Consider the following 13305-nt stretch of genomic DNA (forward strand, 5'->3'; position numbering starts at 1 on the left):
GTTCAACAGGTGCGCCCTCCACGACCCGGGGCGCAGCGACAGACCGAGGGGGACGCGTCGCGCATGCGTATTTCATTTCTGCTCCACAACGCCTACGGCATCGGCGGGACCATCCGGTCGACGTTCAATCTCGCCGAGGCGCTCGCCGAGCGCCACGACGTCGAGATCACGTCCGTCTTCCGCCACCGCGACGTGCCGAGGCTGGGTGCGCCGAAGGGCGTGACGCTGTCGTACCTGGTCGACCGGCGCAAGAACAGCCCCGGCTTCGACGGCGATGATCCCCTGGCCCAGCGGCCCGCGAAGGTCTTCCCCCGCGGCGACGGCCGGCACAAGCAGTACAGCCGCCTCACCGACCTCCGCATAGGAGCCCATCTGAAGGAGCTGGAGGCCGATGTCGTCGTCGGTACGAGGCCCGGCCTCAATGTGCACATCGCCCGGCAGGCTCCCCGCGGGATCGTGAAGGTCGGGCAGGGACATCTGGCGGTGGACGGCCACGGCTACCGGCTGCGCCGGGACATAGGGCACTTCTACGCGCTGCTGGACGCGGTCACCACCGTCACGGAGGCCGATGCCCGCACGTACCGGCAGCGGTTCACGCTGCCCGGCGTGCGCATCGAGGCGGTGCCCAACAGCGTGCCCGCACCGACGTCCGCGCCCGCCGACTCCCGCGCCAAGTGGGTCGTGGCGGCCGGCCGGCTCACCCGCGTCAAGCGCTACGACGTGCTCATCGAGGCCTTCGCCAAGGTGGTCGCCGCCCGGCCGGACTGGCGGCTGCGGATCTACGGCAGCGGGGATGCGAGCGGCAACGAGAAGGACGCCCTGGCAGCCTTGACGAAGGCGCGCGGCCTGCAGGACCACGTCTTCCTGATGGGCACCGCGAACTCGATGGAATCGGAGTGGCCCAAGGGCTCCATCGCGGCCGTCACCTCCACGGCGGAGTCCTTCGGCATGACCATCGTGGAGGCCATGCGCTGCGGCCTCCCGGTGGTCTCGACCGACTGCCCGCACGGGCCGCGCGAGATCATCGAGGACGGCGTCGACGGGCGGCTCGTGCCGGTCGGCGACGTGGACGCGGTCGCCGCGGCGCTGCTCGGACTGATCGAGGACGACGAGCGGCGTCGGCGGGCCGGGCAGGCGGCGCGCGACGCCTCCGCCCGATTCGACCCGGTCCGGGTCGCGGAACGCCACGAGGCCCTGTTCGCCGAGCTTGTCGCCCGCGGCGCACGTGCCGACGCCCACGGCGCGCTGCGCGAGGCCGTGCACCGCGGCACGAGCGCGCTCTACGACGGCGTCAGCTGCCTGCGCGGCGCCGCGGCGGGGGTGACCCGCCGGGGCGCGTAGCGCTCATGGGTACGCCGCGGGAGGGGGCACCCGCGTCGCGCGGTACGTGCTGACCGCGAGGGCGCTCGCGCTGCGCATCCGGCCCCCACGCCGCGCATCCGGCCCCCACGCCCGTAGCCGGCGTCACGCCGGCTCACGCGGGGGCTGCGCCCCGTGGGGCGTGGCCCGCCTCGCATGAAATCCAGCCTCGCCGGCGTTTGTGGCGCGGGGTGCGGGGGTGGAGCCCCCGAATGCCGCGTGGAGGCGGTACGGGTCCGGGGCAGCACACCCGGCGCGCACGCCCGCTCACGCGGACGTGTGCCCCGTGGGCGTGGCCCGCCTCGCATGCCGGGGGCGCGAAATTCAGCGTCGCCGGCGTTTGAGGCGCGGGGGTGCGGGGGCGGAGCACCCGAGGGACTCGCCCGCGCAGCGCACCCGGCCCCGCGGACAGGGCCTGTCCGCAACCGCTGGCAGACTCGGGCGCATGTTGGAGACCTCGGCACGACTCCTCCGCCTGCTCTCGTTGCTGCAGGCCCATCGCGAATGGTCGGGCGCCGACCTCGCCCAGCGGCTCGGTGTCACACCGCGCACCGTGCGCCGTGACGTGGACCGGCTGCGCGAGCTCGGCTATCCCGTCAACGCCAGCCCCGGCACGGGCGGCGGCTACCAGTTGGGCGCGGGCGCCGAGCTGCCGCCGTTGCTGCTCGACGACGACGAGGCGGTGGCCGTCGCCGTCGGCCTGCGCACGGCGGCCGGCCAGGGCATCGAGGGCATCGGCGAGACGTCCGTACGCGCCCTCGCAAAACTGGAGCAGGTGCTGCCGGCCCGGCTGCGCCGCCGGGTGAGCGCGCTCAACGCCTTCACGGTGCCGATGCTGCGCACGCCGCAGGCCCGGCTCGAACCGTCCGTCCTGACCGAGCTCGCGAACGCCTGCCGCGACAGCGAACGGCTGCGGTTCGAGTACCTCGACCACGCCGGTGCCACGACGCGCCGCACGGTCGAGCCGCACCGCCTGGTGTGCACCGAACGGCGCTGGTACCTGGTGGCCTGGGACGTCGAGCGGGACGACTGGCGCACGTTCCGTGCCGACCGGATCACGCCGAAGCCGCCGCACGGCCCGCGCTTCACCCCGCGCGAGCCGCCCGCCGACGACCTGGCCGCCTACGTCTCGCAGGGCGTCTCCACCCAGGCGTACGCGGCCCGTGCGGTGATCAGACTCCACACCTCCGCCGAGCGGGCGGCCCAGGTGATCGGGCCGTCCGACGGGGTACTGGAGCCCGTCGACGCGTCGCACTGCCTGCTGCGCACCGGTGCCGCCGGTCTGGACGTGCTGGTGATCCACGTGATGCTGATGGGCGTGGACTTCGAGGTGGTGGAGCCGCCGGAGCTGACCGACCGCGTCCGGGAGGTACGCGACCGGCTCTCGCGCGCTCTGGCGCCCGGGACAGATCGCGGCACGGGAACAGATGATGGGGGTCCTGTGAGGGAGTGGTGAATTCACCTTGCCACGTCAATTCGTCCCCCCGGGGTGGCTCCGGAAATTCCACGGGAGAATTCTCTTGACCGCCAATGGCTCGCTGAATTTCGGCAGAACACGCGCGGAGCACCCGTTCGGGTGAACCGGTTCGCGGCGAAGCCCTTCCCAACTGATGTCGAGATCCTGTGACAGAAGCGTGACCGGTGAGGTACTCGGGGCTGCTGGGTGATCGACTTCCCGCCTTCCGTCACCGTCCGCTGCCGCCTACGGTGGAGTGCATGGCACCCCTACCGACACGTTCCGAGCAGCCCGACGATGCGCCGGACTCCTATGTCGGCCTAGGCGCCCGGGAGGCCGAGCAGCAGGCCCGCGAGCGCGGCTGGACGACCGTCAGAGCACTGCCCCCCGGCTCGATCATCACGATGGAGTTCCTGGCCGGCCGGCTCAACTTCGAGGTGCGCGACGACGTGGTCATTCGCTGCTGGAAGGGCTGACCGACACCAGGCGGCGGAACGCGCGAAAGGCCCCGGCACCGATGTGCCGGGGCCTTCCCGCACCGTGACCCTGCCGCCGCTCCTACACCGTGCCGCCCGTGCCGGGCCGCGAGTGCGGCGGGCGTCTGCTGCCCGACGGCGTGACGGGCGAGCGCTCGGAGCGCACGGGGTGCGGCCGCTGCGGATGCTTCGCCGTCGGATGCGCCGTGCCCGGGTGTGCCGTCGTCCTCGTGCCGACCGGCGAACCGGGCCGGGTCGCACCGGCGACGGCCACCGGCTCCCGTGACGGATCGTCCGCCACGAGCGCGGGAACGCGGCTCGTGAGGACCGCGTGCCGCGGGCCGCCCGCCGCGACGGGCCGGGAGGGCGACAGCGTCCGGCGCGAGCGCCACTGGTCGCGCAGCCCCAGGATGATCCTCTCGGCGCGCGCGATGACCGGCTCGCACCAGGGCAGTCCCAGCAGGATCAGCAGTCCCGCGGCCCAGCCGAGCAGGACGTCGCTCAACCAGTGCGTACCGAGGTAGACCGTGGTCAGCCCCACGCCGAGGGAGACGACGGCCGACAGGGCCGACAGATACCGGCGGGCCCGGGGCGTGGTGGCGAGATACGCCAGAATGCCCCAGGTCACCACGGCATTGGCGGTGTGCCCGGAAGGAAATATATCGCCGCCGGCGAAGAGCTCGGCCGAGCCGATCTGCGTCGCGTAGTGGGGGCCGAGCCGGCCGAGTCCGATCTTGACCGCGCCCACGGTGACGTTCAGCAGCAGCAGAGCCGCGCCGAGCACCAGCAGGGGCCTGAGGGTGTGCTGACGCCACGAGCGCCAGCCCAGCCACGCCGCGACCATGACGGCCGTCGGGCCGCGCTGGCCGAGTACGACGAAGTAGTCGAGAAACGCGTGCTGCTCGGGCCACTGCTGGTAGGGACGGAAGAGCATGAGCTTCCAGTCCAGGGCCACGAGCCACGTCGACGCCAGGACGGCGACCACGATGGCCACGTAGAACGCGGACGTCCCGCCGAAGAGCGCGAGACGCGTGCGGCTCATCCGCGGGATCTCTGTCTTCGGCGGTTCCGGCTCCCGGTCCAGCCGGGCAAAGATGTCGGTACGCACCCAATCGACGTTACAGCGAGTGAGTGGTCGGTCCGGTCGATCCACTCCTTTCGTGATGCCTATGTGATGTGGAGTTTCTCTCAGATCCCCGTCAATTCACGGCCCGTCAGGAAAAACCGCTGAGCTTGTTCCCTATTTATCGGACGATCTCCCCGGAGTGATTCACGGAGCGTGCCGGAAATCATTCACCGGGGTAATGCACGGAATTTCCGTGCCGTTCAGAACGACTCCGAGTGTGCCCCGGACGCGGGCGTGAGTGGCGTACGCCACACCCGGCCGTGAGTGGAGGTGAGAGATCGGCCACGCGCTCCGCCCGCGAACTCGCGTACGCTGGCGCCACTCGCCCGTCGATGCCGGGCCGCCCTGCGGGACCAGCCACCAGTACCGTCCCCGGCCGGTCCACCGAGCGCGAGGCTTCACTGGGAGGTTCGTACATGTCCGTGACGACCACGGCCGGGGCACGCCTGCGTGCCGCCGGCGGCGGTGCCAACCGCTGGGTCGTCCTGATAGTCCTCTGCATCAGCCTGTTGCTGGTCGCCCTGGACGCGACGGTCCTGCACGTCGCCGTCCCCGCGGTCACGGAGGACCTGCGTCCGAGCGGCGTCGAGCTGCTGTGGATCGTGGACGCCTATCCACTCGTCTGCGCCTCGCTGCTGATCATGTTCGGCACGCTGGGCGACCGCGTCGGACGCAGACGGCTGCTGCTCATCGGCTACGGCCTCTTCGGCCTCGCCTCGCTCGTCGCGGCCTTCGCGCCCGGCCCGGCGGTGCTGATCGGCGCCCGCGCGCTGCTGGGTGTCGGCGGCGCGATGATCATGCCCGCGACGCTCTCGATCCTGCGGGCCGTCTTTCCCGACCGGCGCGAGCGGGCCACGGCCATCGGCATCTGGACGGCGGTCGCCGCGGTGGGCGCCGCCACCGGACCGGTGCTCGGCGGCTTCCTTGTCGAAAACTTCTGGTGGGGCTCCGTCTTCCTCGTCAACATCCCGCTGATGGCCCTGATGCTGCCCGTCGGCCGCTGGCTCCTGCCCGAGTCGCGCGGCGGGAACGACGGCCCCTGGGACGTGCTCGGCGCGCTGACGGCCGCGGCCGGTGTGCTCGGGGTGGTCCTCGGGGTCAAGCGCCTGGGCGCCGGCGACGGACTGCTCGACATCAGGGCCGTGGGGCCGCTGCTCCTCGGCGCCGTCCTGCTCGTGCTCTTCGTGCGGCGCCAGAAGCGGCGCGAGCACCCGCTCATCGACATGCGCATGTTCGCGCGCCCTGCCTTCTCGACCTCCGTCGGCTGCATCGTCCTCGCCATGCTGGCGCTGGTCGGCCTGGAGCTGATCGCGGTCCAGTACCTTCAGCTGGTCCTCGGGCTCAGCCCCCTGGAGACCGGGCTGCGCCTGCTGCCGCTGACGTTCGCGGCGATGGCCGCGGGCGCCACGGGCTCGTACACCCTGCGCCGCGTCGGGCCGCGCCGGATGGTCGGCTGGGGCTTCGTCCTCACGGCCGCCGCCGTGCTGCTGCTCGTCCTGATGGGGCAGCACGACCGGCCGCTGCTGCTCACCGCGGGCTTCGTGCTGCTCGGCTTCGGCCTGCAGACCACGCTCTTCGCCGCGTACGAGTCGATGCTCAGCGAGGCGCCGCCGGAGCAGGCCGGGGGAGCGGCCGCCATCGGCGAGACCTCCTACCAGCTCGGCGCCGGCATGGGCATCGCGCTGCTCGGCAGCGTGATGAACGCGGCGTACGGGCCCTCCGTGGCCTCCCTCGCCGGGGTGCCCGCGTCCGCGAGCTCCGCCGCCGCGCACTCGCTCGGCGAGGCCTACCAGGAGGCGGAGCGCCTCGGCGGCCCCGTGGGTGACCTGCTGCGCACCACCGCGCGGCACTCCTTCGTGAACGGCCTGCACATCACGTTGCTGGTCAGCGCGGGTCTCCTGCTCCTCGGGGCGTTCGCCGCGCTGCGGCTGCCCCGGGTGATGGAGTGCGCGGCACAGGAGCGCTGCGAAGCCGATGTCCCGGCGGCCCGCCGCCCGGAAGCGCCTGCCGTGCGCCGGCCGACCGCGCCCGCCGAGCCCGTTCCGGCCGGCCGCAGGCCCAAGAGCCCTGCCTGAGCCTGCCCCGGCCCCGGGGTGTATCGGCGCTGCGGATGTCGTCGTACCGGGGACAAGCGCATGCCGTCCGCCCCGGTGGGTCTGGACGCGCGGGACACTTGGCCGTAACGTCGCTCCCGTCGTAACTAGCGCTGCTAGTTTTCGGGACCGTCACCAGTGTTCCGCAGCGCCGAGCTGCGGGAGAGCCGCCGGAGGCCACCTCATGTCCGCACCCTCGAAGCTTCCGCCCTTCGACCCGGCCGACCCGCTCGGCATCGACGATCTGCTCGACCCCGAGGACCTCGCCATCCGCGACACCGTCCGCTCCTGGGCGGTCGACCGCGTCCTGCCGCACATCGCCGACTGGTACGAGCGCGGCGAGCTGCCCGGTATCCGCGAGCTGGCCCGCGAGCTCGGCTCCCTCGGCGCGCTCGGCATGTCCCTCGACGGATACGGGTGCGCGGGCGCGACGGCCGTCCAGTACGGACTGGCCTGCCTGGAGCTGGAGGCAGCCGACTCCGGCATCCGCTCCCTCGTGTCCGTCCAGGGCTCCCTGGCCATGTACGCCGTCCACCGCTACGGCTCCGAGGAGCAGAAGCAGCGCTGGCTGCCGGGCATGGCCGCGGGCGAGACCATCGGCTGCTTCGGCCTGACCGAGCCCGACCACGGCTCCGACCCGGCCGCCATGCGCACGTACGCCAAGCGCGACGGCTCCGACTGGGTGCTGAGCGGCCGCAAGATGTGGATCACCAACGGCTCCGTCGCCTCGGTCGCCGTCGTGTGGGCGCAGACGGACGAGGGCATCCGCGGCTTCGCCGTGCCCACCGACAGCCCGGGCTTCTCCGCGCCCGAGATCAAGCACAAGTGGTCGCTGCGCGCGAGCGTCACCAGCGAACTCGTCATGGACGACGTACGCCTGCCCGCCGACGCGGTGCTGCCGGAGGTCACCGGCCTGCGCGGACCGCTCAGCTGCCTGAGTCACGCCCGCTACGGGATCGTGTGGGGTGCGATGGGCGCCGCGCGCGCCAGCTTCGAGGCGGCGGTGGCGTACGCGAAGACGCGCGAGCAGTTCGGCCGGCCGATCGGCGGCTTCCAGCTCACCCAGGCCAAGCTCGCCGACATGGCGGTCGAGCTGCACAAGGGCATCCTGCTCGCCCACCACCTCGGCAGGCGGATGGACGCCGGGAAGCTCCGGCCGGAGCAGGTCAGTTTCGGAAAGCTCAACAACGTGCGCGAGGCGATCGAGATTTGCCGCACTTCACGCACCATCCTCGGTGCGAACGGGATCTCCCTGGAGTACCCCGTCATGCGGCACGCGACCAACCTCGAGTCGGTGCTCACCTACGAGGGCACCGTCGAGATGCACCAACTCGTGCTCGGCAAGGCGCTCACCGGGCTCGACGCCTTCCGGTAGACCGGGTACCGGAGGCGGACCGACGAGCCCGTGCCGCCGGGTGGGGGTGCCCCCGGACGAAGTCCTCAGGGGTGCCCCCACGCTCAGCTCTGGTTGAAGAAACCGTCCTGCGAACGACCCGAGGGGTCCCCGCTGACGATCTGCGTGTCGGCGGGGGTCAGCAGGAAGACCCGCGTCGCCACGCGCTCGATCGAACCGCGCAGGCCGAAGGCGAGGCCCGCCGCGAAGTCCACGACGCGCTTGGCGTCGGCGGGCTCCATCGCCGTGAGGTTCACGATGACGGGAACGCCGTCACGGAAGAGCTCGCCGATGCCCCGGGCGTCCCGGAAGCCGTCGGGGGAGACCGTGGCGATCCGCCGGCCCTCCTGCTGCGCGGATTCGGAGGCCACGCGCACCCGCGGGTCGGTGACCCACGCGTCACCCGCCTCCGCGCCATCGGTGTACTCGTCGTCGTAGTAACGCCCGTCGTTGTCCTCGACGAGTCCCAGCCAGGCGCTCGCCTTGCGTACCGAACCCATGGACGCCTCCTTCCGCTGCTGCAGTGGTCTCACTGCGGTCTCTGTCGTTTCCGCACCCCTATGGTCGTCCATCATGCGGATCGCGCGCCAAGTGGATAGCCGCCGCGCAGAGGATTCGTGACGGTACTGGTGCAGAACATGTGGCGATTCGTCAAGGTTCCTGCTGGGCAGGGGCCATGGAGGGATCAAAATACAAAAGTCGGACCAGACGGGTGACGTTGGGGACGTACGGGTGAACGGCCCGTCGGTACGATGCCCCCGATCTTGTCGAAGGACTCCCGGGGGACCGTCATGTTCGGAATAGTCAGGCCATGCTCGCACCGGCTCGGTGACGCGCTGAAGACCGAGTGGATGGCGCATCTGTGCGGGCTCTGCCTGGCGCTTCGCGCCGACCACGGCCAGTTCGCCCGCGTCGTGACGAACTACGACGGCCTCGTCGTCTCGGTTCTGACGGAGGCTCAGACCGAGCGCACTCCCGCACAGCGCCGCACTGCCGGGCCCTGCCCGCTGCGCGCCATGCGCACGGCGCCCGTCGCCCGGGGCGAGGGCGCGAAGCTCGCCGCGGCCGTCTCGCTCGTCCTCGCATCGGCGAAGGTCCGCGACCACGTCGCGGACGGGGACGGCGTGTTGGCGCGCAGGCCGGTGGCCGCGGCCGCCCGGCGCGTCGCCGCGGGCTGGGACAGGGCGGGCGCACGCTCGGGCGCCGCACTCGGCTTCGACACGGCCGTCCTCGTCGACGCCGTCGACCGGCAGACGGGGATCGAGGCGCTGGCCGGCCCCGGGACGCCGCTCCTCGCCGTCACCGAGCCGACCGAGACCGCGACCGCCGCGGCGTTCGCGCACACCGCGGTGCTCGCCGGCCGCCCCGAGAACACGGCCCCGCTCGCCGAGGCCGGACGCCTCTTCGGGCGGCTCGCGCACCTGCTGGACGCCGTGGAGGACAAGGCGTCTGACGTCGCGTCGGGTGCCTGGAACCCGCTCACCGCCACCGGCACCTCCCTCGCCGAGGCCCGCCGCCTCGCCGACGACGCGGTGCACGGGATCAGGCTGGCGCTCAAGGACGCCCGCTTCGTGGACGACCGTTTGGTGCACGTGCTGCTCGCGCACGAGCTGCGCACCGCGGTGAACCGCACCTTCGGCACGACGACGTGCTCGCACCTGGGACACGGCGGTCAGCAGCCGCCGCAGGGCAACCCGTACGGCTCCGGCGGCGCGCCGGGCCCGTACGGCTCCGACCCGTACGGCGGCAATCCCTACGGCTCCAGCCCCTACGGCGGGAATCCCTACGGCGGCGGCTCGCCCGGCGGGCCCGGTGGGCCCGGCGGGCTGCCGCCGCAGTTCGGCGGCCCGCCGCCGGCGCCCAAGCGCCGGGGCTTCTGGGCCGGCTGCGCCGTCTTCGTCGGCCTCTTCTGCACCTGCCAGATCTGCTGCGCCAAGGAGTACGAGGGGCCCTGGTCCCGCAAGAAGCGCGAGGGCTGCTGCCGGGACTGCGACTGCTGCGACTGCGGCTGCGACTGCTGAACGGGCGTCAGGTCGGCACGTCGGCACGACGATCAGCGCGGGTGGGGCCGGCACGAGCGGCGCGTCGCCCTGGTCGCCGGGCCGTACGCTCCGCTGTCCCGCACGGGCGCCTTCCCCCTGCCTTCGGCGGACCCTCAGCCCTCCGACCATCCGGAGGGGTAAATTCCGGCCGTGCCGGGGACATGGGCGGAGGAGGGGGACGAGGTGGTGGTCACCGCCACGGCCGAGGACGCCTCCACCGGCCGTTCACCAGCCGCTTCCCGGCGCGAAGCCGACCAACGCCCATCCCCGGTTCCCGGGCGGCGCACGGCGACCGGCGCCTGGCCGTCATGCGACGAGAAAGGGTCTGTGCCATACGGGACTTCGACCCGGACGCGCCGGTCCGCACGGCGTTCCGGGACATCGAGGCGGCGGTCGAGGCCGCCGGGCAACACCCTGCTCGTCGCGATCGAAGCGGGCGAACGGAACCACGCGGGCGGCTGATCCGTCCTGGCGGGCGACCCGAGCACAGCGGAGCAGGATCGGCCCCCGCGGCACACCGCCGCCGGGGTCGGCCGTCGGCATGTGCACGGCGGCCGAAAGCCGCCCTTGTGCCGTTGGTTGACGCCGCGAATACTCCCGATCAGCGCTTGTCAGGAACACGGCGATGTCCGGTTTTCGAACGGGCCGCCGCGCTTCATGGCTGCGCCTCACCGGGCCCCGACCCCACGAGAGGGCCCCCTTTCCCCTCGGGAGGAACGACAAGTGAGGATCAAGCGCACCATCCCCCGCACCACCACCGGCAGACGCACCCGCCTGCTCGCCGTGTCGACCGGCCTGATCGCGGTCGCGGCACTGGCCGTCACCACCGCCACCGCCAGCGCCGACCCGGCGCAGACCTACAGCGCGAGCCGGCTCTCCGCCGCGAGCGACGCCGTGCTCGAAGCGGACGTGGCCGGTACCGCCTGGCACGTCGACAAGGCCACGAACACCCTTGTCGTCACCGCCGACAGCACCGTCTCCCGGGCCGAGATCGCCCGGATCAAGCGCGAAGCCGGAAACAACGCCGGCGCCCTGCGCATCGAGCGCACGCCCGGCACCTTCTCCAAGCTCATCTCGGGCGGCGACGCCATCTACGCCTCCAGCTGGCGCTGCTCCCTCGGCTTCAACGTCCGCAGCGGCAGCGGCACGTACTACCTCCTGACCGCCGGTCACTGCACCGACGGCGCGGGCACCTGGTACACCAACTCCTCGCGCACCACCACCATCGGCCCCACGGCCGGATCCAGCTTCCCCGGCAACGACTACGGCATCGTCCGCTACTCCAACACCTCGCTGTCCCACCCGGGCACCGTCGGCAGTGTCGACATCACCAGCGCCGCCGACGCCTACGTCGGGATGCCGGTCACCCGCCGCGGCTCCACGACGGGCACCCACAGCGGCAGCGTCACGGGCCTGAACGCCACCGTCAACTACGGCGGCGGAGACATCGTCTACGGCATGATCCGCACCAACGTCTGTGCCGAACCGGGCGACAGCGGCGGCCCGCTCTACTCCGGCAGCCAGGCCGTCGGCCTGACCTCCGGTGGCAGCGGCAACTGCACCACGGGCGGCACGACCTTCTTCCAGCCGGTCAAGGAAGCGCTCAGCGCGTACGGAGTCAGCGTCTACTGACGCGGGTAGTCCTGCCCCTCACAGACGCCTTGGCCCCCGCCCGGACCTCCGGGCGGGGGCTCGTCCTGCCCCCGGCTGTCTGCGCTTACGTCATGCCACGGGCGGCACCGCGTCCAGGATGCGGTGGACGAGCCGGGCGCCGGCGCGGGCCGTGCGGTCGTCGACGTCCAGAGCGGGGTTGAGTTCGGCGACGTCGCACACGGCGAGCCTGCCGCTCGCCGCCACGGCCGCGCACACGCGCTCCACGATCTCCATCGGCACGCCGTACGCGGCGGGCGCGCTCACCCCGGGGGCCACCGCGGCGGGCAGGACGTCCAGGTCGATGCTCAGATGCACCAGGTCGCAGTCCGCCAGGAACCCGTCGACGAACGCGTCGACCCGGTCGCGGTCGAGCACGCCGCACTCCGTGTCCAGCAGGTGGCGGACGCCGAGCCTGTCCGCCGTGTCGAAGAGCCTGCGGGTGTTGGCGGGCCGGCTCACGCCGAGCACCCGATAGTCGAGCCGGCGGCCGTGGGCCTGCTCGGCCCGCGCCATCTGGAGGAACGGCGTGCCGGAGCTGGGTCGCGCGTCGTCGCGCAGGTCGAAGTGGGCGTCGAGGTTGAAGACGCCGACCCGGGCGCCCTCCCGTACGGCCCGGCTGCCCGCCAGACCGAGGTAGCTGCCGTAGGCGACCTCGTGACCGCCGCCGAGCACGACGACCGGGCGGCCGCCGCGGTCGAGCAGCGAGGTGACCGCCTCGCCCAGGCGCCGGTGCCCGGACTCCAGGTCGTCGCCGCGGACTTCGACGTCTCCCGCGTCCACCGCGTGCAGCGGATGCCGCAGAGCCATCGGCGCGAGCGCCCGGCGCAGCGCGCCCGGGCCGTCGGCCGCGCCGGGCCGGCCCTGGTTCCTGCGCACGCCCGCGTCGCTGCGGAACCCCACGAACGCGGCGTGCCACGGTCCGGCACCGGCTTGGCCACCGCGGCCGTCCGCCGCTCCGGTGACGGCGTGGTGCCAGCGCACGAGGTCGGCACCCGGCCCGTCGTCACGGCCGGTCCAGGGCTGGGGGGTCACGTCCACGGCGAGGGTCATGTCGGTCGGTCTCCTTGCTCTCGGGCCCATTACACGCCGCTCACCCCGACGCGGGCCAGCGCGGACGCCTCGGGTTCTCGGATCCGATGCCCGAGCGGATCTTCCTGGTCGTCTCGTCCGTCGCCACGTTCGCCACCGTCTGGGTGTGGCTGCTGATCCTGCTGTCGCAGATGCGGGCGCGCCGGATGATGCCGCGCGGGGAGTACGAGGCGCTCGCCCACCCCGCGCCCTTCTGGCCGTACGGGCAGATCGTCACCCTCGTGTTCCTCGTCGGCGTCATGGTGCTCCTCGCCTTCTCCGACACCACACGGATCGCGCTGATCGTGGGTGCCGTGTGGCTGGCACTGCTCGCGGTCGTCCATCACCTCTGGGTCCGTTCGCCTCGCGCCGCCGCCCGGCCGTCCGGCCACGCGGCGCCGGACGGGCGGGACCGGGAGACTGCTTCCGCCATGAACCAGGCCCCTGCCGCGACGAGCCGTACGCTCGGGAAGCCGCGGGGCCCTCGGCCGGCTACGCGGGGGCGTTCTCCTGCATGGGGATGCGGACGCCCTTGTCGGTGGCGACGGTGTCGGCGATGTCGTAGCCGGCGTCGACGTGACGGATGACGCCCATGCCCGGGTCGTTGGTCAGCACCCGGCGGACCTTCGCCCCCGCCAG

At 72.6% G+C, this 13305-nt stretch carries 11 protein-coding genes and 1 pseudogene; 8 read left to right on the forward strand and 4 right to left on the reverse strand.

From position 1 onward, the window contains the following. Positions 1-63 precede the first annotated feature (63 nt). From ACLB9X_RS31710 to ACLB9X_RS31720, 3 genes are all read left to right on the forward strand, one after another. Positions 64-1341 carry a glycosyltransferase gene (locus tag ACLB9X_RS31710; RefSeq protein WP_410363877.1) on the forward strand — a complete coding sequence of 426 codons (1278 nt, stop codon included), beginning with the start codon at positions 64-66 and terminating at the stop codon, positions 1339-1341. Between the two features lie 463 nt (positions 1342-1804). Then, positions 1805-2815: a helix-turn-helix transcriptional regulator gene (locus ACLB9X_RS31715; RefSeq protein WP_410363878.1), complete on the forward strand. Its 1011-nt coding sequence runs from the start codon at positions 1805-1807 to the stop codon at positions 2813-2815. A gap of 260 nt (positions 2816-3075) precedes the next feature. Then, positions 3076-3291, forward strand: a complete 216-nt coding sequence (locus ACLB9X_RS31720; protein WP_410363879.1) for an I78 family peptidase inhibitor — start codon at positions 3076-3078, stop codon at positions 3289-3291. Positions 3292-3373: 82 nt separating this feature from the next. Here the strand turns inward: ACLB9X_RS31720 and ACLB9X_RS31725 are convergent, their stop codons facing one another. After that, positions 3374-4399: a phosphatase PAP2 family protein gene (locus ACLB9X_RS31725; RefSeq protein ID WP_410363880.1), complete on the reverse strand. Its 1026-nt coding sequence runs from the start codon at positions 4397-4399 to the stop codon at positions 3374-3376. Positions 4400-4833: 434 nt separating this feature from the next. Between ACLB9X_RS31725 and ACLB9X_RS31730 the strand changes: the two genes are divergently transcribed. Next, positions 4834-6492 carry an MFS transporter gene (locus ACLB9X_RS31730; protein ID WP_410363881.1) on the forward strand — a complete coding sequence of 553 codons (1659 nt, stop codon included), beginning with the start codon at positions 4834-4836 and terminating at the stop codon, positions 6490-6492. A 202-nt stretch (positions 6493-6694) separates the two neighbouring features. Next, a complete protein-coding gene (locus tag ACLB9X_RS31735) occupies positions 6695-7885 on the forward strand; it encodes an acyl-CoA dehydrogenase family protein (RefSeq protein ID WP_410363882.1) in 1191 nt (396 codons plus the stop codon). 83 nt (positions 7886-7968) lie between these two features. On the opposite strand, the gene ACLB9X_RS31740 is transcribed toward ACLB9X_RS31735, so the two are convergent. Beyond that, positions 7969-8403: a cell division protein SepF gene (locus ACLB9X_RS31740; protein ID WP_410363883.1), complete on the reverse strand. Its 435-nt coding sequence runs from the start codon at positions 8401-8403 to the stop codon at positions 7969-7971. A gap of 291 nt (positions 8404-8694) precedes the next feature. On the opposite strand from ACLB9X_RS31740, the gene ACLB9X_RS31745 reads away from it, so the two are divergent. Both ACLB9X_RS31745 and ACLB9X_RS31750 read left to right on the forward strand, forming a co-directional pair. Further along, positions 8695-9924 (forward strand): DUF5685 family protein, encoded by a 1230-nt coding sequence (locus ACLB9X_RS31745; RefSeq protein WP_410363884.1) that lies wholly within the window; start codon positions 8695-8697, stop codon positions 9922-9924. Positions 9925-10668: 744 nt separating this feature from the next. Then, positions 10669-11577 carry a S1 family peptidase gene (locus ACLB9X_RS31750; protein WP_410363885.1) on the forward strand — a complete coding sequence of 303 codons (909 nt, stop codon included), beginning with the start codon at positions 10669-10671 and terminating at the stop codon, positions 11575-11577. A 90-nt stretch (positions 11578-11667) separates the two neighbouring features. On the opposite strand, the gene hutG is transcribed toward ACLB9X_RS31750, so the two are convergent. Then, a complete protein-coding gene (hutG, locus tag ACLB9X_RS31755) occupies positions 11668-12648 on the reverse strand; it encodes a formimidoylglutamase (protein ID WP_410363886.1) in 981 nt (326 codons plus the stop codon). A gap of 86 nt (positions 12649-12734) precedes the next feature. Between hutG and proY the strand changes: the two are divergent. Further along, positions 12735-12977 (forward strand): annotated as a pseudogene (gene proY, locus ACLB9X_RS31760) (proline-specific permease ProY); the annotation flags it as partial. Between the two features lie 181 nt (positions 12978-13158). Here the strand turns inward: proY and ACLB9X_RS31765 are convergent. Beyond that, a partial coding sequence (locus ACLB9X_RS31765) for a hypothetical protein (RefSeq protein WP_410363892.1) occupies positions 13159-13305 on the reverse strand: 147 nt, incomplete at its 5' end.

Origin of the sequence: Streptomyces sp. 5K101 (genome assembly GCF_046506645.1) — a bacterium.
GTDB lineage: Bacteria > Actinomycetota > Actinomycetes > Streptomycetales > Streptomycetaceae > Streptomyces.